The organism is Pseudonocardia sp. NPDC049635, assembly GCF_040659795.1.
Classification (GTDB): domain Bacteria; phylum Actinomycetota; class Actinomycetes; order Mycobacteriales; family Pseudonocardiaceae; genus Pseudonocardia.
This window is the reverse complement of the sequence record NZ_JBFAON010000019.1, coordinates 72,411-93,290: the sequence shown is the minus strand read 5'-3', so window position 1 is coordinate 93,290 and position 20,880 is coordinate 72,411. Positions and strand designations below refer to the sequence as shown.

The following is a 20,880-nucleotide window of genomic DNA, read 5'->3' as shown; positions in this document are numbered from 1 at the left end:
GGTGCCCGATCGGTGATCAGCGCGGGTCAGACCAGCGGGGCCCGGGCCGGGAGCCGCAGGATGTGGGCCACCTGCTCGGCCGGGACCAGGCGGACGAAGTTGTACTCTCCCCAGCGGAAGGTCTGGCCGGACACCTCGTCGTGCACGTCGACGACGTCGGCGTAGTCCAGCCCCAGTGCGGGCATGTCCAGCTTGAGGGTGCCCTCCTGGGCGGTGAACGAGTCCAGGGTGCACACCACGAGGATCTGGTCACCGGTCGCCGGGTCCAGCCGCGAGTAGGCGATCAACTGCTCGTTGTCCACCTCGTGGAAGTGGATCTCGCGCAGCTGCTGCAGCGAGGGGTGCTCGCGGCGGATCTCGTTGAGCCGGGTGAGGTAGGGCTCCAGCGACCGGCCCTGGTTGAGCGCGGTCTCGAAGTCGCGCGGGCGCAGCTCGTACTTCTCCGAGTCCAGGTACTCCTCGCTGCCCGGCTTGACCGGGGTGCCCTCGTACAGCTCGAAACCGGAGTAGACGCCCCAGGTCGGGGACATCGTCGCGGCCAGCGTCGCCCGGATCGCGAACATCGCCGGACCGCCGGTCTGCAGGGACTCGTGCAGGATGTCCGGGGTGTTCGTGAACAGGTTCGGCCGGCACTCGTCGGCGTGCTCGACGTGCATCGTCGCGAAGTCGGCCAGTTCCTCCTTCTCGGTCCGCCAGGTGAAGTACGTGTAGGACTGGGTGAAGCCCAGCCGCGCCAGCCCGAACAACCGGGCCGGGCGGGTGAACGCCTCGGCCAGGAACAGCACGTCCGGGTCGTGGCGCTTGACCTCCCAGATCAGCCAGTGCCAGAAGTTCGGCGGCTTGGTGTGCGGGTTGTCGACCCGGAAGATCTTGACCCCGTGCTCGACCCAGTGCAGCACCACGCGCAGGCACTCGGCGTAGATTCCGGCCGGGTCGCGATCGAAGTTCAGCGGGTAGATGTCCTGGTAGCGCTTCGGCGGGTTCTCCGCGTAGGCGATCGTCCCGTCCGGGCGGACGGTGAACCACTCCGGGTGCTCGGTGACCCACGGGTGGTCCGGCGCGCACTGCAGCGCCAGGTCGAGCGCGACCTCGAGGCCGAGCTCGCCCGCCTTCGCGACGAACGCGTCGAAGTCGTCGAGGTCACCCAGCTCCGGCTCGATGGCGTCGTGACCGCCCGCGGCCGACCCGATCGCCCACGGCGAGCCGACGTCGCCCGGTTCGGCGTGCACGGAGTTGTTGCGGCCCTTGCGGTGCACCGTGCCGACCGGGTGGATCGGCGGGAGGTAGACGACGTCGAAGCCCATCCGGGCGATCCGGTCGAGCTCCTTGGCCGAGGTCGCGAACGTGCCGTGCACCGGGCGGCCGGTCTCGTCGCGGCCACCGGTGGAGCGTGGGAAGAACTCGTACCAGGAGCCGTAGAGGGCACGCTTGCGGTCGACGTGGATCTCGCGCTCGGGGCCGCGGGTGATCAGCTCGCGGACCGGCCGCTCGGTCATGATCGTCACGACGGCGTCGAACAGCGCCGGGGCGACCCGCGCCCGCAGCGGGAGTGCGGTGTCGCGCAGGGCGTTCGCCGCGCCCAGCAGCAGATCGCGGTTGTCCTTCTCGGACGGACGCCTGCCCACCCGCGACAGCAGCCGGGCGCCGATCTCCAGGTCGTTGGCCAGTTCCTCGGCCGACTGCCCGGCGGCGATCTTCTTCTCGACACCCGAGCGCCACGTCGCCCACGGGTCGCTCCAGGCGTCCACCCGGAACGTCCAGCGGCCCTCGGCGTCGGGAACCACCCAGGCGCCGAACCGGTCGGTCCCCTCGCCCTCCGACAGCATCCGCACGTAGCGCGGTTCGCCGGGGGTGCCGTCGGCACCCAGCGGGGTGAGGACGACGTTCGCGGCGACCGCGTCGTGCCCCTCCCGCCACACCGTCGCCCGGATCGGGACGACCTCGCCGACGACGGCCTTGGCCGGGTCCCCGGTCGACACGAACGGTGTCACGTCATCGATTCCGAGCCGACCGGTCATCGGCTGCACCCCCAGGCTCCGCGTCCCCGCGGCTCGTCGTCACCGTCGGTAAGAAGTCTCGTGCCACGGTCCGGCGCCCGCCACACCAGCGCCGCGACATCGGGGCGGGCCGGCGTTCGCGGCGGTACGGAACCGATCCGACGTGCACGGACCCGGTCTTCCCCCGCGGTCGGCCAAACCCTACCGTCGAGGGGTCCCCGGGGCCGGGCGGGCCGCTCACGCGTGTCGGCGGTCCCGGCTACCCTCGCCGCCGTGAGAGCCCTCCGCCGTTTCACCGTCCGTGCCCAGCTCCCCGGTCCGCTCGCGCCGTTGCAGACACTGGCCACGAACCTGCGGTGGACGTGGCACGCGCCCACCCGCGAGCTGTTCGCCTCGCTGGACCCGCAGGCCTGGGACGACTGCGGGCAGGACCCGGTCCGGCTGCTCGGCGAGATCCCGACCGCCCGGCTCGTCGAGCTCGCCGCCGACGAGGCGCTGGTGGCCCAGGTCGCCGAGTGTGCCGCCGGTCTCCGGCGTTACCTCGAGGAGCCGCGCTGGTACCAGGGGCAGGACGGCGCCGACCTGCCGGCCGCGATCGCGTACTTCTCGATGGAGTTCGGGGTCTCCGAGGTGCTGCCGAACTACTCGGGCGGGCTCGGTGTGCTGGCCGGGGACCACCTCAAGGCGGCGTCCGACCTGGGTGTCCCGCTGGTCGCGGTCGGGCTGCTGTACCGCTCGGGGTACTTCCGGCAGTCGCTGTCGCTGGACGGCTGGCAGCTCGAGCACTACCCGGCGATCGACCCGCAGGGCCTGCCGTTGCAGCTGCTGGCCACCGACGACGGCGAACCGGTGCACGTCGAGGTCGCGGTCCCCGGTGACCGCGTCCTGACCGCGCGGATCTGGCTGGCCCGGGTCGGCCGGGTGCCGCTGCTGCTGCTCGACACCGACATACCGGAGAACACAGCGGAGAACTCCGGTGGGAACTCCGGTGAGAGATCCGACGGGCCGTTCGACGGGGTGGACCTGCGCGGGGTCACCGACCGGCTGTACGGCGGCGACCAGAACCACCGCATCCAGCAGGAGATCCTGATCGGTGTGGGCGGGGTCCGCGCGGTGCGCGCGTTCTGCCGGGTGACCGGTCACCCGGCGCCCGAGGTGTTCCACACCAACGAGGGGCACGCGGGCTTCCTCGGGCTGGAGCGGATCCGGGAGCTGTGCACCGGCTCCGCGGTCGCGTCGAACGGTGCGGGGCCCTCGTCCAGCTCGCCCGTCACGGCCTCCGGCCGCGGGTTGGACTTCGACGAGGCGCTGGCCGCGGTCCGGGCCGGAACGGTGTTCACCACGCACACCCCGGTGCCCGCCGGCATCGACCGGTTCGGCATGGACCTGGTGCGGCACTACCTGACCGACCGGCTGCTGCCCGGTCTGCCGGTCGAGCGGGTGCTGGCGCTCGGCGCCGAGGCGGACGCCGGCGCCGAGAACGGGATGTTCAACATGGCGTACATGGGCCTGCGTCTCGCCCAGCGCGCCAACGGCGTCTCGAAGCTGCACGGGATCGTCTCCCGGGAGATGTTCGGCGGGTTGTGGGCCGGGTTCGACCGGGAGGAGGTGCCGATCGGCTCGGTCACCAACGGCGTGCACGGCAACACCTGGGAGGCCGGCCAGGTCGCCGAGGTCCTGGGCGCGCCGGAGTCCGGACCGGCCGAGGTCTCCGACGCCGATCTCTGGTCGCTGCGGAACACGCTGCGCTCGCGACTGGTCGACGAGGTCCGCAGGCGGGTCCGGGCCGCCTGGCTGGAGCGCGGCGCGTCCGAGCCGGAGCTGGGCTGGACCGACCACGTCTTCGACCGGGACGTGCTCACCGTCGGTTTCGCCCGCCGGGTGCCCACCTACAAGCGGCTCACCCTGATGCTGCGCGACCCGGACCGGTTGCGCGGACTGCTGCTGGACCCGCACCGCCCGGTGCAGCTGATCGTCGCGGGCAAGTCGCACCCCGCCGACGACGGCGGCAAGGCGCTGATCCAGCAGATCGTCCGGTTCGCCGACGACGCCGGCGTCCGGCACCGGATCGTGTTCCTGCCCGACTACGACATGTCGATGGCCCGCTACCTGTACTGGGGCTGCGACGTGTGGTTGAACAACCCGCTGCGCCCGCTGGAGGCCTGCGGGACGTCCGGGATGAAGTCGGCGCTCAACGGCGGGCTCAACCTGTCCATCCGGGACGGCTGGTGGGACGAGTTCTACGACGGCCGCAACGGCTGGGCGATCCCCACCGCGGACGGCGTCGAGGACCCGACCCGGCGTGACGACCTGGAGGCGAACGCGCTCTACGAGCTGATCGCCACCCAGGTCGGCCCGGCGTTCTACGACCGGGTCGACGGCGTCCCGCCGCGCTGGGTGGAGATGGTCCGGCACACGCTGACCACGCTGCGGCCGAAGGTGCAGGCGACCCGGATGGTCCGGGAGTACGTACAGGACTGGTACGCCCCGGCCGGCCGGTCCGCGGCGGCCGCAGCGGCCGACGACTACGCGGTGGCCCGCGACATCGCCCGGTTCCGGGACCGGTTGAACAAGGCGTGGAACCACATCCGGATCACCGGGGTGGACGCCTCCGGGCTGCCCGACACCCCGGTCGTCGGGTCCCCGATGACCGTGCGGGCCGGCGTCGACCTGGCCGGGCTGGACCCGTCGGACGTGACCGTCGAGGCCGTCGTCGGCCGGGTCGACGACGCCGACGAGCTGGCCGATCCGGTGACGGTCGCGATGGAGCACCGCGGCGACGGCAGCTGGGAGGTCGCGGTACCGCTGCCGCACGCCGGGCTGACCGGGTACACGGTGCGGGTGCTGCCGCGGCATCCGCACCTGGCGTCGTCGGCGGAGCTGGGGCGGATCGTGCTGGCGGGCTGACGGGCGGTCAGGGTGTGCAGACGTTCAACGGAGCGCGCCCGCCGGGGACCTCACCGTGCTGCGGGAAGTACCAGGTGAGGACCCGGTAGGCGGTTCGTCCGCCGCAGTCGCCCAGGTCGGAGGCGACCAGCGTGGCCGGTTGCGGGGTCGCCGCGGACAGCGGTGTGCCGGGGGCGACGTAGCCGGCGACACCGGTCCCGGTGGCATGCGTCCCACCCCAGTCCTGCCAGGACACGTCGCGGACGACGCCGGTCGGCCCGGTCCCACCGAGATCGATCAGCGTGGGTCTGCTCTCGCCGAGGCCCCGGGTGTTCGGCCGGTTCGAGGCGCCGAGCACCGGCACCGGTCCGTGCCCGCCGGTCGCGCTCCGCGGTCCCACCGTGTCCGGTGCCGTCGGTGCCGGTGCGGCTCCGGCGGCACCGGTGAGCACGGGTGCACCCGGGCCGGCCGCGGTGGCCGTGCGGGTCTCCGGGGTGCGGTCGGTGAGCCCGGAGCAGGCCGTGAGCAGCAGGGCGCCCAGCGCCAGCGCGATCACCCGGAGCCGGAGCGGCCGCGGGCCGGGCCGCAGCGGGGGGATCAGCCCCCGCAGCATCCTCCGCCGCAGCAGCCCCCGCCGCCGGCCGGGGCCATCGCCGGTGCCGGGGTGCGGCCACCGGCCGAGCGCCCGCCGAGCGAGACGGTGGAGAGCAGCTTCACGGTGTCCGCGTGCCCGGCCGGGCACTCCGCCGGTTCGGAGGCGGCGGCCATCGGCCGGTCCACCTCGAAGGTCGAGCTGCACTCGCGGCAGCGGAACTCGTATCGCGGCATGGGCGCAGCGTACGCCGCGGGCGCCGGCGCGGCGACGCTCCGGAACCCGCCGGTGCGCGGTGCCCCTGTCCATCGGCTGCCCTCCCTCCGCCGTCACCCGTGTGACGATCCCGTCGCGGCGGAGCGGTCCGGCGTAACAGGGCGCGACGGGTGACCGGTCAGCTCACGGTCGCCGAGGTCCGGGCGAGGTAGGTCTCACCGCGCGGGGAGACGGTGGTCAGCACCAGCCCGTGGGTGCCCGGGGTCAGTCCCTGCACGGTGGTGCTCCAGCCGGTGGCCCCGCCGCAGGTCCCGCTCCAGGCGGGCGTGCCGTCGACGGTCAGCTCGCACGGGCCGGCGACGTAGGGATCGACCGGCTGCTCCCGGTCGGCGTCGACCCGCACCGTCCCCGGGCCGGTCTGCTCGGCCGAGAGCGACATGCGGATCTCACAGGGGTCGGGCGTCCCGAACTCGGACAGCACCGTGGGCCCGGGCAGCGGGGCCCCGTCCGGGGCCAGGGTGACGGCGCGCACCGAGAAGGTCAGCGGCCCCCGGCAGCGGTCGCCGCGGACCGGGCCCGCCGTGGTCGCCCCGGTCGCGGCCGAGTGCAGCCGGGCACCGGTCGCGTCGTGCGTCTCGACGACGTAGTGGATCCGGGTGCCCGCGCCGGTCCCGGCCGGCGCGGCCCAGCTCGCCTCGAAGCCGGTCCCGCGGGCGCCGCCCCCCTCGGCCGGGGTGAGCACCAGGTTCTGGACCGGGCCGGGCGGCTCCGGGGCACCGGTCCGGGGCGCGGCCGAGCCGGCCGAGCCACCCGCGAGCAGCGCCGCGATCGCGGCGAGCCCGACCACGGCGGTCCGGAGCGACCGGACGTACAGCCCGTTCATCGTGAACCCCTCGGTCCGACACGCGTAGCGTTCGTCACACGGACGAGTGAACCACGGCCGTTCGGAGGAGCCACCGGCGGGAGTCGGCCCAGCGTGCGCGCCGGGTCGGACGCGCCGAGGTGCCGGTCCGGTGCGGCGCCGTTCGGCTCAATGACTGCGCAGCAACCGGACCGACCGTGGCGGCAGCACGACCGTCGAACCCGCCCCGACCGGCGACGGGTCGGCGGGCTCACCGTCGTCGGTGGTGGAGTCCAGGACCGGGTCGAAACCGTGCTCGGTCGGGAGCAGGCAGTCGATCGGCTCGGCGCCGGCGTGCAGGCACAGCAGCCAGTAGTCGGCGAGCAGCACGACCAGGGTCTGCCGCCCGCCGTCGTGCCAGTCGTGCGGTTCCATCGGCCGCCCCGACGGGTCCCACCAGAGGACCTCGCCGTCGACGTAGAACTGGTCGCGGTGCAGCACCGGCGACTCCCGGCGCAGCGCGGTGACCGTCGCGGTGAAGGCCTCCATCGCGGTCGTCTCGTCGGTCGTCATCCAGTCCACCCAGGACGTCTCGTCGTCGCGGCAGTAGGCGTTGTTGTTGCCGCCCTGGGTGCGCCAGCGCTCGTCCCCACCGGTGATCATCGGGGTGCCGATGGAGAGCAGCAGGGTCGCCATCAGGGCCCGCGCGGTGGACAGCCGGGCGGCGCGGATCCCCGGGTCGTCGGTCTCGCCCTCGACGCCGAAGTTCTGCGAGCGGTTGTCGTCGGTGCCGTCCCGGTTGTTCTCGCCGTTGCCCTCGTTGTGCTTGCGCTCGTAGGAGACCAGGTCGCGCAGGGTGAACCCGTCGTGCGCGGTCACGAAGTTGATCGAGGCCCAGGGGCGCCGTCCGGAGGACGCGTAGATGTCGGAGCTGCCGGTCAACCGGGACGCGAGCTCCGCGACACCACCACCGTGTCCGCGCCAGAAGTCCCGGACAGCGTCGCGGTAGCGGCCGTTCCACTCCGACCAGGCGACGCCGAAGCCGCCGACCCGGTAGCCCTCGCCGGTCGCGTCCCACGGCTCGGCGATCAACTTGCAGGTCGACAGCGTCGGGTCCTGCGCGATCGCGGTGAGCAGCGCGGAGTCCGGGGAGAACGGGCCCGACCGCGGACGGCCCAGCACCGAGGCCAGGTCCACCCGGAAACCGTCGACGCCGTAGTCGTGCACCCAGTGCCGCATCGCGTCGCAGACCAGCCGGATCACCGTCGGTGAGCCCGCGTCGAGGGTGTTGCCGGTGCCGGTGATGTCGGCGTCGTGCCCGGAGCCGCCGAGCGAGTAGTAGGCCGGGGCGTCCAGGCCGCGGTAGGACAGCGTCGTGCCGCCCACCCCGCCCTCGCAGGTGTGGTTGGGGACGATGTCGAGGATCACCTCGATGCCCGCGGTGTGCAGGGCGTCGACGAGGTAGCGGAACTCGACGCACTCGTTCCCGGGGACGGCGGCGTAACCGGGGTGCGGGGCGAGGAAGCCGAGCGTCGCGTAACCCCAGTAGTTCGTGGCCCCCCGCTCCAGCAGCGGCGGCTCGGGCACGTTCGCCTGCACCGGGAGCAGCTCGACGGCGGTGACCCCGGTCCGCTGCAGCTGGGCGATCACCGCCGGGTGGGCGAGCCCCAGGTAGGTGCCCCGATGTGCTTCCGGGACCTCCGGGTGCAGCCGGGTCCAGCCCTTGACGTGGATCTCCGAGATCACCGTGTCCGACCACGGCACGTCCGGCCGCGCGGGGCGGACGTCGGAACGACCGGTCGCCGAGACGACCGACAGCGGAACGCTGCCGAGCGAGTCGACGGTGCTCGGGCCGCCGGTCATCGGGTCCCCGTGCCAGCCGCGGGCGGCCACGACGTCGGTGACGGTCCCGGTGATCTGCCGGGCGTACGGGTCGACGAGGAGCTTGTGCGGATTGCTGCGCAGCCCGGCGAACGGCCGGTACGGCCCGTGCACCCGGAACCCGTAGCGCTGGCCCGGCCGGACCCCGGGCACGTGCCCGTGCCAGACGCCGAACGTGTGCTCGCGCAACTCGACCCGGCGTTCGGTCAGTTCCCCGTCGACACCTCCGGAGTGGGAGGCGGGGCCGTCGACGAGGCAGACCTCGACCATCTCCGCGCTGGTCGAGGCGACCGCGAAGCGGGTCCCGTGGTCGTCGGGGTGGGCACCGAGCGGGAAGACAGGCACGGTCGGCCAGGATAGGCGTGTGAGCACCCCCGGATCCGCGCCCACTCCCGGAACGACACCCGACGACGAGAGCAGCCGCAGCGGAACGAGTATCGATTCCGAGGACCTGGTGATCGGGATGGACGGCGCCACCGTCCGTCGCGGCACGAACATCCTGCTCGACGCCGTGGACTGGCGGGTCGAGCTCGACGAACGCTGGGTGGTGCTGGGCCCGAACGGCGCCGGCAAGACCACCCTGCTCCGGCTCGCGGCCGCCGAGCTGCACCCGACCGCGGGCCGGGTGCAGATCCTCGGCGAGCGGATGGGCCGGGTGAACGTCTTCGAGCTGCGCCCGCGGATCGGTCTGACGTCGGCGAACCTCGGCATCCGGATCCCCGGTGAGGAGCAGGTGTCCGACGTCGTCGTCTCCGCCGGGTACGGGGTGCTCGGCCGCTGGAACGAGGACTACGAGAGCCAGGACACCGGCCGGGCGAAGCAGTTGCTCGACCAGCTCGGGATGGGCGGGCTCGCCGACCGGCGCTACGGCACGCTGTCCGAGGGGGAGCGCAAGCGCACCCTGATCGCCCGCGCCCTGATGACCGACCCGGAGCTGCTGCTGCTCGACGAACCGGCCGCCGGGCTGGACCTGGGCGGGCGTGAGGACCTCGTGGCGCGACTGGCCGATCTCGCGCAGGACCCGTACGCCCCCGCGTCGGTGCTGGTCACTCACCACGTCGAGGAGATCCCGCCGGGGTACACGCACGGGATGCTGCTGCGCGAGGGGAAGGTCGTCGCCGCCGGGTTGCTCGACGACGTGATGGCCGACGAACCGCTGTCGGAGACCTTCGGTCTCCCGCTGGCCGTCGAACGCCGCCCCGCAGGCCGCTACACCGCCTACCGGCGGAGTTGATCCGCCCGGTCACGCCGGTCGAGCGCGGGGATCGGTTTCTCGCGCTGTGATGCATCTGCACGAACGGGGCGCGGGCGCGGCCCGGGGATTAGGGTCCGCTGCGTGACCGAATTCGTGAGCCTGTCCGTGGACGAGGGCGTCGGGACGATCCGGATCGACCGCCCGCCGATGAACGCCCTGAACCGCCAGATCCAGGGTGAGCTGCTGGAGGTGGCCGACGAGGCGTCGGCCCGCGCCGACGTGCGGGCCGTCGTCGTGTACGGCGGGGAGAAGACCTTCGCCGCCGGCGCGGACGTCAAGGAGATGGCGTCGATGTCCTACTCGGACATGGCGCCGCAGGCCCGCCGGCTGTCGGCCGGGCTGGGCGCGATCTCGACCATCCCGAAGCCGACCGTCGCCGCGGTGACCGGTTACGCGCTCGGCGGCGGCCTGGAGGTGGTGCTCGGTGCCGACCGCCGGATCGCCGGGGAGAACGCCAAGCTCGGCTTCCCGGAGATCCTGCTCGGCATCTTCCCCGGCGGCGGGGGCACCCAGCGGGCGGCGCGGCTGATCGGCGCCCCGCGGACCAAGGACCTGATCTACACCGGGCGGATGGTCGGCGCGCAGGAGGCGCTGGAGATCGGTCTGGTGGACGAGGTCGTGCCCGCCGACGAGGTCTACACCCGCGCGGTGGCCTGGGCGGCGCAGTTCAAGGACGGGCCCGCGCTGGCCTACGCGGCGGCGAAGAAGGCCGTCGACAACGGCCTGGACACCGACCTGCGGACCGGCCTGGACATCGAGTCGGAGCTGTTCGCCGGGGTGTTCGCCTCCGACGACGCGAAGGCCGGCATGGCGAGCTTCGTGGAGAACGGCCCGGGCAAGGCCACCTTCACCGGCCGCTGAGCGGGCCCGCCCGGGCTCAGCGCGCCCAGCCGGGCAGCAACTCGCCCAGGGCGACGTCCACCGGGACCGGCTCGTCGGCGACGAGCCGGTCCACCAGGCAGTCGAGTTCCCGGTAGAGGTGACCATCGACCGGGCGCTCGAGCTCCGGCTCGCTCACCTGCTCCGTCATGGTGCTCATGGTCGCATCATGACCGAGCCCACCGACAGATTCCGGCCTGTGGTTCTGGAACACTCCTACTCATGAGTTCGGACCCGGTGCCCACCCCGCACGCCACCGCCGAGCAGGTCGAGGCGGCCTGGCACGACCCGAAACTCGCCAATGTCCTTTACCACGACTGGGAGGCCGGTACCTACGACGAGAAGTGGTCGATCAGCTACGACGAACGCTGCATCGACTACGCCGTCGGCCGGTTCCGGGCCGCCGCCCCCTGGGACGGCAGGCCCTACCTGCGGGCCCTGGAGCTGGGCAGCGGAACCGGGTTCTTCCTGCTGAACCTGATGCAGGCCGGGGTCGCCGAACGCGGTGTCGTCACCGACCTGTCGCCCGGCATGGTGCAGGCCGCCACCCGCAACGCCGAGGGCCTGGGTCTCGACGTCGAGGGCCGGGTCGTCGACGGTGAACACATCCCGTTCCCGGACGACAGCTTCGACCTGGTCGTCGGCCACGCGGTGCTGCACCACATCCCCGACGTCGAGGCGGCGCTGCGCGAGGTCCTGCGGGTGCTGGAGCCGGGCGGGCGGTTCGTCTTCGCCGGAGAGCCGACCACGATCGGTGACGCCTACGCCCGCACCCTCGGGAAGTGGACCTGGAAGGCCACCACGACCTTGACGAAGCTGCCGCCGCTGCAGGGCTGGCGCCGGCCGCAGCACGAGCTCGACGAGTCGTCCCGGGCGGCCGCCCTGGAGTCCGTCGTGGACATCCACACCTTCGACCCGGACGAGCTGGAACGCACCGCCCGCCGGGCCGGTGCGCACGGTGTGCGGGCGAACACCGAGGAGTTCAGCGCGGCGATGCTCGGGTGGCCGGTGCGCACGTTCGAGGCCGCCGTCCCGCCCGGGAAGCTGGGCTGGAACTGGGCGATGTTCGCCTACCACGGCTGGCGGCGGCTGTCCTGGGTGGACGAGCACCTGCTGTCCCGGGTGGTCCCGCGCCGCTGGTTCTACAACGCGTTGATCACCGGCACGAAACCGCGATGAGCAGCCTGCCGGAACGGGCCCGCTCACGCGCCCGGGGCGCGACCCTGGTCGACGTGGAGCATCCGCTCGAACCGTTCTGGCGCGGCATCATCGCCTACCGGCTGCTCACCCTGGTCACCGTGGTCGGGGTGACCGTCTACCACCTGCGGACCGGGTACGAGCGTCCGGTGGCGGCGGTCGGCGTGCTGGTCGCGATGACACTGTGGACGGCCGTCACGTCGTGGGGGTACCTCGGCGGGCTGCCCGATGAACCGGACCGGCGCGGCCGGCTCGCGCTCGCCGATCTCGCCGTCTGCGTGGCGATCATGGCGACCACGCCGTGGATCGTCAGCGAGTCGCTGCTCGACGCCGGGGGCCCCGGGATGGGGTCGATCTGGACCTCCGGTGCGGTGCTGGCCTGCGCGGTCGCGTTCCGGATCCGCGGCGGGGTCGGCGCGGCCGCGGTGATCTCGGTGGCGCTGGTGCTGTCCAAGGAACGGTTCGGGTCCCTGGAGCTGGGCGACATCCAGCTGCTGGTGCTGGCCGGGCTCACCGTCGGGTTCGCCACGCACGTGCTGGAGCGCACCGCGGCCCGGTTGCGCAGGCTCGCCGCTGAGCAGGCCGCCGCCGCCGAACGCGAGCGACTCACCCGGTCCATCCACGACGGCGTCCTGCAGGTGCTGGCGCACGTCAGGCGGCGCGGCGCCGAGCTCGGCGGCGGTGCGACCGAGCTGGGGGTGCTCGCCGGGGAGCAGGAGACGGCGCTGCGGGCGCTGCTGACCGGCCCGGGCACGACCGACGCGAGCGGCCGTCGTGACCTCGCCGCGGCGTTGCGGATACTGGCCTCCAACCGGGTCACGGTGTCGACACCGGGCCGTCCGGTGGAGCTCGCCGCGGCCGTCGTCGACGAGATCGAGGGTGCGGTACGGGCGGCGCTCGCGAACGTCGCGGTGCACGCCGGGCCGGACGCGCGCGCCTGGGTGCTGCTGGAGGAGCTGCCCGGGGCGCTGGAGATCAGTGTCCGCGACGACGGGCCCGGCATCCCGGAGGGCCGCCTCGCCGAGGCACAGGCGCAGGGCAGGCTCGGGGTGGCGCGTTCGATCCGCGGCCGGGTGGAGGACCTCGGCGGGACGTTGACCCTGGACACCGGGCCGGAGCTCGGTACTGAATGGGTCATCCGGCTGCACAGGGGGGACGCATGAGCGAGGAGTCGCCGATCCGGGTGATGGTCGTCGACGACCATCCGATCTGGCGGGAGGGGGTCGCGCGCGATCTCACCGAGCGCGGGCTCGACGTGGTCGCCACCGCCCCGGACGCCCCCGCGGCCGTCCGGATCGCGACCGCGGTGCGGCCGGACGTCGTGCTGATGGACCTGAACCTGGGGTCGACGTCGGGGGTGGACGCGATCGCCGAGATCGCCCAGAAGATTCCGGACAGCCGGGTGCTGGTGCTGTCGGCGTCGGGGGAACACGCCGACGTGCTGGAGGCGGTGAAGGCGGGCGCGCTGGGCTACCTGGTGAAGTCCGCCGGCGTCGACGAGCTGTTGGAGGCGATCCGGCGGACCGCGCGCGGTGTCGCGGTGTTCACCCCGGGGCTGGCCGGTCTGGTGCTGGGGGAGTACCGGCGGCTCGCGGAGTCCCCGCGGCCGGCCGACGGCTCGCCCGCGGTGCCCGCGCTGACCGAACGGGAGACCGAGGTGCTGCGGCTCGTCGCGAAGGGGATGACGGCCAAGCAGATCGCGGCGAAGCTGGTCGTCTCGCACCGGACGGTGGAGAGCCACGTGCAGAACACGCTGCGCAAACTGCAGCTGCACAACCGCAGCCAACTGGTGCGGTACGCGATCGAACAGGGGCTCGCGGACTGAGCGGTACCCGGGTCACGAACGGGTCACGGCTACCGGCAGACTCGGTCCTGCCCGCACGCCCCACCCGGCAGGAGATCCTTCGTGACCGACCCGACCACGCTGATCGGGTACGTGCTGGACAGTCCGTGGTTGTTCCCGTTGCTCGCGCTGGCCGTCATCTGCGACGGGCCGATGCCGTTGGTGCCCAGTGAGCCGGTCCTGTTCAGTGCGACGGCCTCGGCCCTCGCGGACGGCGACCGCTGGCGGATCCTGGCGATCTTCGGCGCGGCGGTGGTCGGGTCGCTCCTGGGTGACGCCCTGCTCTACGGGGCGGGCCGGTCGTCGAACCGGGTGATCTCCGGGGTCCGGCGGGACGCCGGCGTCGGTGCCTGGGTTCGCCGCCACCTGCACCGCCGTCCGATCGTCGCGCTGGTCGCGACCCGGTTGCTCCCCGGTGGCAGGCTCGCGAGCGTGACGGCGGCCGGGCGGGTCCGGTTGCCGCTGCGCGCCTTCGTGCCGGCGACGCTGGCGAGCTCGCTCGTCTGGAGCAGCTGGATGACCGGCATCGGGGTGCTCGTCGGCCCGTTCACCCAGGGCGACCCGCTGCTGTCGTTGCTCGCCGGGTTCGTGCTCGCGCTGCTCGTGGGCGCCACCGCGGGCGCCGCACGCCGCGTGCTGCGGTTCCGCCGGCGCATCGCGGTGCCCGCCTGACGGAACCGGCGTCCAGATGCCGGGACGGCCGCTGTCACGCGAACGGGTCATGGCAAGCTGAGCCGTCCGGCCGAACGGGTGGAACGGGGAACGACGGGTGCGTCACGACGCCGATGCGCGCAGGTCCGGTTCGGTCGTGGTGGGGGACCCGCCGGTGCCACCCGGGTGGCCGGTGCTGGGCCGTGCCCCGGCGGCTCCGGCGGACGCGGTCGCCGCCGCCGTCGTCCGGTTCCGGCCGTCACTGGTGATCGTCGATCTGGCCGGTGCCCGCCTGCCGGGCCTGGTCGCGGTGGAGGCCGTCGCCGCACGCGTCCCCGACGTTCCGGTGCTCGCCGTCGTCGCACCGGCAGCGGACCACGAGCTGGTCCTCGACGCCGTCCGGGCGGGGGCGACCGGCGTGGCGACCACCGACGACCCCGCCGAGCTGGAGCGTCTCGCCCGGGCGGCGCTGGCCGGGCGAGCGGCGTTCTCACCGGGGCTGGCCGCGGTCGTGCTGGAGTCGGTGGTGAGCCCGGCCCGGGCGGTTCCCGAGCTGAGCCCGCGCGAGTCCGAGGTGCTGCGCCTGGTCGTGGAGGGCTTGACCGCACGCCAGATCGCGGCGCGCCTGGTGCTCTCGCCGCGCACCGTGGAGAACCACGTGCAGCGGCTGCTGCGCAAGTTCGACGTACCGGGCCGGGGCGCGCTGGTCCGCTACGCGATCGAACACGGACTGGCGTAGGTCAGCTGCGGAGCCGGTCCAGCACGGCGTCGAGGACGGCCGGGACGTCCGGGGCGCTCAGCACGTCGACCATGGTCGTCGGCGTCGGTGCCACGACCGGGACGGTGGCCCCACGGGCCGGGCCGAAGCCGGTGTCGACGGCGATACCGGTCGGGGTGGCGGCGAGCGAACCCGGGACGACGCAGTCGAGCAGGGCGATCGCGTCGTGCAACGCGACGGCGTCGCGGCCGGTGCGGTCGAGGTAGCCGCCGAGCATCGCAGCCAGCTCGGCGCAGGCCGGGTCCGCCGACGCCAGCGCCGCCACCCAGGCCGGGGCGGCCGCGCACGCCAGCGTCGTCTCCAGCGGCACCAGCGCCACCGGGACCCGGTCGTCGGTGAGCACCCGGTGCGCGGCCTCCGGGTCGGCGTGCACGTTGAACTCGGCGGCACCGGTGATGTTGCCACCGCCGAGGGCGCCGCCCATGACGACGATCCGCTCGATCCGTTCCACCAGGTCCGGGTGGGTGGCCAGCAGCAGCGCGGTGTCGGTGAGCGGGCCGATCGCCGCGATCGTGACCGGTTCGGTCGACTCCTGCAGGATCCGCGCCATCAGCGCGACCCCGGACCCGGGGACCGGCGCGACCGGCTCCGGCAGCGCCGGAGCGCGCCCGCCCAGTCCGTCGACGCCGTGCACGTGCACCGCGCGCTGCTCCATCCGGTGCACCAGGGGTCGGTCGGCGCCGATCCCGAGCGGGACGTCCGGGCGGCCCGCCAGCGTGAGCAGCCCGCCCGCGTTGGGCAGTGTCCGGTCGAGCCCGACGTTGCCGTACGAGGCGACGACCGCCCGGACGTCCACCTCGGGGCTGCGCAGCGCGAGGACGATCGCCACGGCGTCGTCCACGCCCGGGTCGGTGTCGATGATCAAGGGGCGCACCCGGGCAGCCTACGGCTCACTCGCTGCGGGTCGGCTCGTCCTCGTTCTCGGCGGCCAGCTCGCGGGCTGCGGCTTCGGTCACACCGGAGTCGTCGGTGCCGGTCCGGGTGCGCGTACCGCCGTCGTGATCGCGTTCCTCGCGGACGGTCCCGGTGCCGCCGGAGGTCAGTTCGTCGGTGCCGACGTCGGTGCCGTCGTCCGGGCCGCTGTCGGGTCGGTGTCGGTCGCTCACGTGCCTGCTCCCTCGGGTCGGTGGTTCCGGGTCCACGGCGGGAGAGGTACCCGTCGCACCGGCCGGGCACACCCCTAGGGTCGTTCCCGTGCGACCGCAGGACGATCCGGAGCAGGCACGGCTGTTCACGCTCACCTCGCTGCGCTGGATCCTGCGCCACCGTGCCTTCACCCCCTGGTACCTGCTGCGTTACTGGCGGCTGCTGGTGCTGCGGATCCGGCAGCCGCACGTCGTGCTGCGCGGCATGGTCTTCCTCGGCAAGGGGGTGACCATCGAGGCCCGGCCCGGTTTCGGGCGCCTCGAGATCGGCCGCTGGGTGCACATCGGCGACGGCACCGCGCTGCGCTGCCACGAAGGCTCCATGCGGATCGGGGACAAGGTCGTCTTCGGCCGGAACAACACCCTCAACTGCTATCTCGACGTCGAGGTCGGCGCCGCGACCCTGGTCGCCGACTGGGTGTACGTGACCGACTTCGACCACCGCACCTCCGACGTGCACCGTCCGATCAAGGACCAGGGCATCGTCAAGGCCCCGGTCCGGATCGGTGAGGGCTGCTGGCTGGGGGTGAAGACCTCGGTGTTGCGCGGCACCCGGATCGGCTCCGGCTCGGTGCTGGGGGCGCATGCCGTGGCGCGCGGGGACATCCCGGCGGACTCGATCACCGTCGGCACCCCGGCCCGGGTGGTGCGCGATCGGCGTGCCGACTACGAGGCCGCCGCCGCCGAACGTGCGGCGGTGGCCGACATGGCCCGCAAGGCCGACCGGGCCCTGCGGACCCGGCTCGACCGGGCCTGACCGCCCCACCCCGCCCGCGCCGGTCTGTTCCGCCCGCGCCGCTCCGCCCACACCACACCGCGCCGCACCGCTCCACCCGCTCCACCCGCGCCGCGCCGCGCCGCTCCACCCGTTTCGCACCGCGCCGCGCCGCCCGCACCGCACTGCTCGGCCCGAACCGAACCGAACCGAACCGCACCGCACCGCTTGAGCCGAACTGCTCGCCGAGATGCAGCTCAGCGGGCCAAAAAGATCAACATCGCCCGCTGGTCTGCATCTCGGCGCGTGGTGGGGCCTCGGCGCGCGGTAGGACGCGGGGCGGCGCGCGGCGGGCCGCGAGGGCGGTGCGCGGTCGGGCGCGGGGCGGTGCGCGGTGGGGTCGTGGGGGCGGGCTGCCCGGCAGGGGCGCGGGCTCAGGTGCTGCGGTCGAAGAGGTTCCCGGTCGGGATCTTCGGACGGGGCAGGCTCTGCGCGGGCCCCGGCCGGGCGGCGGCGTAGATCGCCGCGGTGCGGGCGGCGATCGTCGGCCAGGCGAAGTCGGTGCGCAGCCGGGCCCTGGCCGCCCGGGCCCGGCGGCGTGCGGCCCGCGGATCGGTCAGCGCGCGGTCGACGGCATCGACGATCCCCGCGACGTCACCCGGTTCGAATCCGAGCCCGGTCTCGCCGTCGAGGACGACCTCGCCGAGACCACCCGCCGTCGACGCGACCAGCGTCGCACCCACCGCGGCCGCCTCCAGCGCGACGATCCCGAACGGTTCGTACCGGCTCGGCAGCACGACGGCGTCGGCGGCCCGCAGCAGCGCGGTCAGCTCGGCGTCGGGCAGGTGGCCGAGGAACTCGACCGAGCGACGCACCCGGCACCCGACGGCCCGTGCCTCGAGCATCTCCTGCTGGGTGCCGCTGCCGGCGACGAACAGCCGGGTGCCGGGGTGGCGGCGCCGGATCCGCGGGAGCGCCGCGATCAGGTCCTGCACGCCCTTCTCGTACTCCAGGCGACCGAAGTAGACGAGCCGCGGACCGGTGGTGGCGGGCACCGGAGCAGACCTGCGGGAACGCCAGCGGCGCAGGTCGATCCCGTTGTGCACCACATGAATGGTCTCGGGATCGAGGTCGTGCAGCGCAGCCACCTCGGACCGCATCGCGGACGAGCAGGTGATCACCTCGTCGGCGCGCTGCGCGAGCCACCACTCGGTGGAGTGCACCTGGCGGTTCAGCGACCCGGGCAGCCAACCTGAGTGTCGCCCGGCCTCGGTGGCGTGCAGCGTCGCGACCAGCGGCACGCCGAGGACGTCGGCGAGCGCGATCGCCGGGTGCGCGACCAGCCAGTCGTGGGCGTGCACGACGTCCGGTCGCCAGCCCGGCAGCAGCACGGTCAGCGTGTGCCGGAGCAGGCCGTGCCCCATGGCGAGCGTCCAGGCCACCATGTCGGTGCCGAACTCCAGGTGCGGCGGGTCCTCCGCGACGCGCAGCACCCGCACGCCGTCGACGGTCTCCGTGGTGCTCGGATGGGTGCTCGCGTCGGTCCCCGACGGTCTCCGCGAGACGACGACGACCTCGTGTCCGGCTGTGACGAGCTCCCGCGCCAGCGCGTGCACGTGCCGGCCCAGCCCGCCGACGACGACCGGCGGGAACTCCCAGCTGAGCATCAGCACCCGCATCCGGAGATCCTGGCAAACGCACGACCGGCGGTTACCCCCGGGTACGGCGGAGCGGGAGTGGATCAGAGCCCGGCGAGGTCCCGGGCGTCCACGTGCCCGAAGGTCGGCACCGCAACGTCGGTCCAGCGTTCGATCCGGCGCAGCGCGGCGCGGCGGCGATCCTGCCGCAACAGCGCCGACAGCTCCGCGACCCGGCCGGCGTGCGTCACGGCGCGGGAGCGGGCGTAACCGGCGGCCGAGTCCTTGGTGACCATGAAGGCCCAGTCGCTGGACAGCGCGTGCAGAGCCTGGTCGACGAGCAGGTCGGCCAACGGGTCCCGGACGTCGGGGCGCAGCATCGGACCCGACCCCGGCCACACGGTGTCCACACCGGACAGCAGGTGGTGCTGGACGTCGTCGCCCAGTGCCAGGAGGTCCGAGACCTGCGGCCCGGCCCAGACCCGCCAGTCCTTGCCGGAGCCCCACGAGCACTCGGGCAGGGTGACCGGTTCGCCGACCAGACCGTCCTCGATCGCCCCGCCGAGCGTCCGGACGTCGACACCTGCCTCGGGCAGCAGTCGCAGCACCGCCGCGAGCCAGTCCGGACCCTCGTGCCACCAGTGCCCGAACAGCTCGGTGTCGAACGCGGCGACGGTCAGCGCGGGCCGCCCGGTCGACTCGCGCAACGACCGCAGCCGGGCGACCACGGTGTCGACGAAGTCGCGGGCGTCGCGCCGGACGGCGTCCGCGGCCAGCGACGGCGAGTACGGCTTCTTCCGCTCCGGGGGCACCCGGCGGCCGGTCACCCGGGCCGGCTTCAGCCCGCTCGGGTGGTCCCAGGTGTGGAAGTCGCGGTACTCCGGCGAACCGGGGTAGCCGCGGCGCGGTGACCACACCCGGTAGGTGACCTCCAGGTCCCGCCCGACGCACAGCACGCCGGACCCGCCGACCGGCCGGGCCAGCGCAGTGTCACCGCGCAGCGCGGGACCGTCCACCAGGAACCGTCGTACCCCGGCGGCGGCGTAGTCGTCCTCCATCCCGGGTGCGTAACCGCACTCCGGGGCCCAGATCCCGGCCGGTCTGCCGCCGAGGCGCAGGTCGTGATCGGCGAGCCCGGCGCGCAGCGAGAACCTGCGCACCCGGGGGCGCAGCAGCGGCTGGAACGGGTGCGCGGCGGGCCCGCCCAGCAGCTCGACGGTGCCGCTGTCGCGCAGCGCCCGCAGCACCGGCGACCCACCGTGCCGCCAGTGCGTCTCGAACTCGGCGGTGGCCGCGGTGGACACCCGGTGCTCGTGCGCGGCGAGATCGGACAGCCTGCCGGCCGCCGAGTGCGCCCGCAGCGTCCAGCCGCCCAGCCAGTCGTGCACGCCGCGCAGGCAGTACGGGTCGTCGAGCTGCGCCGCCAGCACCGGGGTGATCCCGAGCGTGGCGAGCTGGCCACGACCCTCCGCGGCGAGCTCGCGCAGGGTCGCCACCACCGGCAGGTAGGACTGCGCCCACGACTGGTAGAGCCACTCCTCACCGACCGGCCAACGCCCGTGCCGGGCGAGCAGCGGCAGGTGCGAGTGCAGGACCAGGCAGAACGTGCCGACCGGCGTCACCGGCGTACCGCCGAGACGAGCAGGTCCAGTGAGGACTCGAGATCGACGGTGCGCAGCTCGAAGTCGGCGCTGCGCACCGCGGCGACGTCGGCGGCGAGACCGGCGGGCCACGGCGCGCCGGAGAGCGCCAGCCGGGTCTGCGCCTCGATCAGCCCGCCGTGCCGGGCGTCGGCCTCGCGCAGCCGGGGGCCGTGGTGCAGCCCGCGCACGACGACGTCGTCGAAGCCTGCGTCGCCGACCAGCCCGGCCAGCTCCGCCGGGTCCAGCTCGCGGGTGTGGAACGGGTTGAGCGGGGTGTCCCGGCCGGGGGAGAAGGTGATCCGGTTGGGCGTCGACACCAGCAGCGTGCCACCGGGGCGCAGCACCCGCCGGCACTCGCGCAGGAACCGGTCCTGCTCCCACAGGTGTTCGATGACCTGCAACGACACCACGACGTCGATGCTCGCGTCGGGTACCGGCAACGCCACCAGGTTGGCCCGGGACACCGCGACACGCGGGTAGCGGGCACGGACGTGCGCGACCGTCGCGGCGTCGTAGTCCAGTGCCAGCACCCGGCGCGCGGTGCCGGCCAGCAGGTCCGCGCCGTAGCCCTCGCCGCAGCCGGCCTCCAGCACCACGGCGCCGGCGCAGGCGTCCGCGATCGCGGTGTAGACGACCTCGTGCCGGCGGAACCAGTAGTTCTCGTGCGCGATCCCGGGGACGGTCCGCTCACCGGTGAGGGGCAGGCTGCTGGTCACCCGCCGAC

General features: G+C 73.8%; 20 protein-coding genes. 9 read left to right on the top strand and 11 right to left on the bottom strand.

Features of this window, described 5'->3' with window-relative positions:
- Positions 1 to 26: 26 nt before the first annotated feature.
- Entirely contained in the window at positions 27 to 2,018 is a 1,992-nt protein-coding gene (locus AB0J24_RS21225) for an alpha-1,4-glucan--maltose-1-phosphate maltosyltransferase (protein WP_358683893.1), read from the bottom strand.
- A gap of 252 nt (positions 2,019 to 2,270) precedes the next feature.
- Between AB0J24_RS21225 and glgP the strand changes: the two genes are divergently transcribed.
- A complete protein-coding gene (glgP, locus tag AB0J24_RS21220; protein ID WP_358683891.1) occupies positions 2,271 to 4,904 on the top strand; it encodes an alpha-glucan family phosphorylase in 2,634 nt (877 codons plus the stop codon).
- 7 nt (positions 4,905 to 4,911) lie between these two features.
- On the opposite strand, the gene AB0J24_RS21215 is transcribed toward glgP, so the two are convergent.
- The 4 genes from AB0J24_RS21215 to glgX all read right to left on the bottom strand — a co-directional run bounded on the left by AB0J24_RS21215 (position 4,912) and on the right by glgX (position 8,758).
- Positions 4,912 to 5,496, bottom strand: a complete 585-nt coding sequence (locus AB0J24_RS21215) for a hypothetical protein (protein WP_358683889.1) — start codon at positions 5,494 to 5,496, stop codon at positions 4,912 to 4,914.
- Positions 5,481 to 5,711, bottom strand: a complete 231-nt coding sequence (locus tag AB0J24_RS21210; protein WP_358683887.1) for a zinc ribbon domain-containing protein — start codon at positions 5,709 to 5,711, stop codon at positions 5,481 to 5,483. Before AB0J24_RS21210 ends, AB0J24_RS21215 begins: the two co-directional genes overlap by 16 nt.
- 158 nt (positions 5,712 to 5,869) lie before the next feature.
- On the bottom strand, positions 5,870 to 6,574 hold the full coding sequence (locus tag AB0J24_RS21205; protein WP_358683885.1) for a hypothetical protein: 705 nt from the start codon (positions 6,572 to 6,574) through the stop codon (positions 5,870 to 5,872).
- Between the two features lie 147 nt (positions 6,575 to 6,721).
- Positions 6,722 to 8,758, bottom strand: coding sequence for a glycogen debranching protein GlgX (glgX, locus tag AB0J24_RS21200; RefSeq protein WP_358683883.1), 2,037 nt, complete (start codon positions 8,756 to 8,758; stop codon positions 6,722 to 6,724).
- Positions 8,759 to 8,876: 118 nt separating this feature from the next.
- Here glgX and AB0J24_RS21195 point away from each other — a divergent pair, with 118 nt between their 5' ends.
- Both AB0J24_RS21195 and AB0J24_RS21190 read left to right on the top strand, forming a co-directional pair.
- A complete protein-coding gene (locus tag AB0J24_RS21195) occupies positions 8,877 to 9,647 on the top strand; it encodes an ABC transporter ATP-binding protein (RefSeq protein ID WP_358683949.1) in 771 nt (256 codons plus the stop codon).
- Positions 9,648 to 9,749: 102 nt separating this feature from the next.
- Entirely contained in the window at positions 9,750 to 10,529 is a 780-nt protein-coding gene (locus tag AB0J24_RS21190) for an enoyl-CoA hydratase/isomerase family protein (RefSeq protein ID WP_358683881.1), read from the top strand.
- Between the two features lie 16 nt (positions 10,530 to 10,545).
- On the opposite strand, the gene AB0J24_RS21185 is transcribed toward AB0J24_RS21190, so the two are convergent.
- Positions 10,546 to 10,707, bottom strand: a complete 162-nt coding sequence (locus AB0J24_RS21185; RefSeq protein WP_358683879.1) for a hypothetical protein — start codon at positions 10,705 to 10,707, stop codon at positions 10,546 to 10,548.
- A gap of 62 nt (positions 10,708 to 10,769) precedes the next feature.
- On the opposite strand from AB0J24_RS21185, the gene AB0J24_RS21180 reads away from it, so the two are divergent.
- From AB0J24_RS21180 to AB0J24_RS21160, 5 genes are all read left to right on the top strand, one after another.
- On the top strand, positions 10,770 to 11,726 hold the full coding sequence (locus tag AB0J24_RS21180) for a class I SAM-dependent methyltransferase (protein WP_358683877.1): 957 nt from the start codon (positions 10,770 to 10,772) through the stop codon (positions 11,724 to 11,726).
- A complete protein-coding gene (locus AB0J24_RS21175; RefSeq protein ID WP_358683875.1) occupies positions 11,723 to 12,907 on the top strand; it encodes a DUF5931 domain-containing protein in 1,185 nt (394 codons plus the stop codon). The genes AB0J24_RS21180 and AB0J24_RS21175 overlap by 4 nt, the downstream gene beginning before the upstream one ends.
- Complete coding sequence (locus tag AB0J24_RS21170; protein ID WP_358683873.1) at positions 12,904 to 13,569, top strand: response regulator transcription factor; 666 nt, start codon at positions 12,904 to 12,906, stop codon at positions 13,567 to 13,569. The genes AB0J24_RS21175 and AB0J24_RS21170 overlap by 4 nt, the downstream gene beginning before the upstream one ends.
- Positions 13,570 to 13,650: 81 nt before the next feature.
- On the top strand, positions 13,651 to 14,259 hold the full coding sequence (locus tag AB0J24_RS21165; protein WP_358683871.1) for a VTT domain-containing protein: 609 nt from the start codon (positions 13,651 to 13,653) through the stop codon (positions 14,257 to 14,259).
- Positions 14,260 to 14,356: 97 nt separating this feature from the next.
- A complete protein-coding gene (locus tag AB0J24_RS21160) occupies positions 14,357 to 14,977 on the top strand; it encodes a response regulator transcription factor (protein WP_358683869.1) in 621 nt (206 codons plus the stop codon).
- A gap of 1 nt (position 14,978) precedes the next feature.
- Here AB0J24_RS21160 and AB0J24_RS21155 read toward each other — a convergent pair whose 3' ends face one another.
- Complete coding sequence (locus AB0J24_RS21155) at positions 14,979 to 15,890, bottom strand: nucleoside hydrolase (RefSeq protein WP_358683867.1); 912 nt, start codon at positions 15,888 to 15,890, stop codon at positions 14,979 to 14,981.
- A 16-nt stretch (positions 15,891 to 15,906) separates the two neighbouring features.
- Entirely contained in the window at positions 15,907 to 16,122 is a 216-nt protein-coding gene (locus AB0J24_RS21150) for a hypothetical protein (RefSeq protein ID WP_358683865.1), read from the bottom strand.
- Between the two features lie 88 nt (positions 16,123 to 16,210).
- Between AB0J24_RS21150 and AB0J24_RS21145 the strand changes: the two genes are divergently transcribed.
- Positions 16,211 to 16,918, top strand: a complete 708-nt coding sequence (locus tag AB0J24_RS21145) for an acyltransferase (RefSeq protein WP_358683863.1) — start codon at positions 16,211 to 16,213, stop codon at positions 16,916 to 16,918.
- 392 nt (positions 16,919 to 17,310) lie between these two features.
- Here the strand turns inward: AB0J24_RS21145 and AB0J24_RS21140 are convergent, their stop codons facing one another.
- The 3 genes from AB0J24_RS21140 to AB0J24_RS21130 form a co-directional block, all read right to left on the bottom strand.
- Positions 17,311 to 18,555: a glycosyltransferase family 4 protein gene (locus AB0J24_RS21140; protein WP_358683861.1), complete on the bottom strand. Its 1,245-nt coding sequence runs from the start codon at positions 18,553 to 18,555 to the stop codon at positions 17,311 to 17,313.
- Positions 18,556 to 18,617: 62 nt separating this feature from the next.
- Positions 18,618 to 20,135: a glycoside hydrolase family 57 protein gene (locus tag AB0J24_RS21135; RefSeq protein ID WP_358683859.1), complete on the bottom strand. Its 1,518-nt coding sequence runs from the start codon at positions 20,133 to 20,135 to the stop codon at positions 18,618 to 18,620.
- On the bottom strand, positions 20,132 to 20,872 hold the full coding sequence (locus AB0J24_RS21130; protein WP_358683857.1) for a class I SAM-dependent methyltransferase: 741 nt from the start codon (positions 20,870 to 20,872) through the stop codon (positions 20,132 to 20,134). Before AB0J24_RS21130 ends, AB0J24_RS21135 begins: the two co-directional genes overlap by 4 nt.
- Positions 20,873 to 20,880 lie beyond the last annotated feature (8 nt).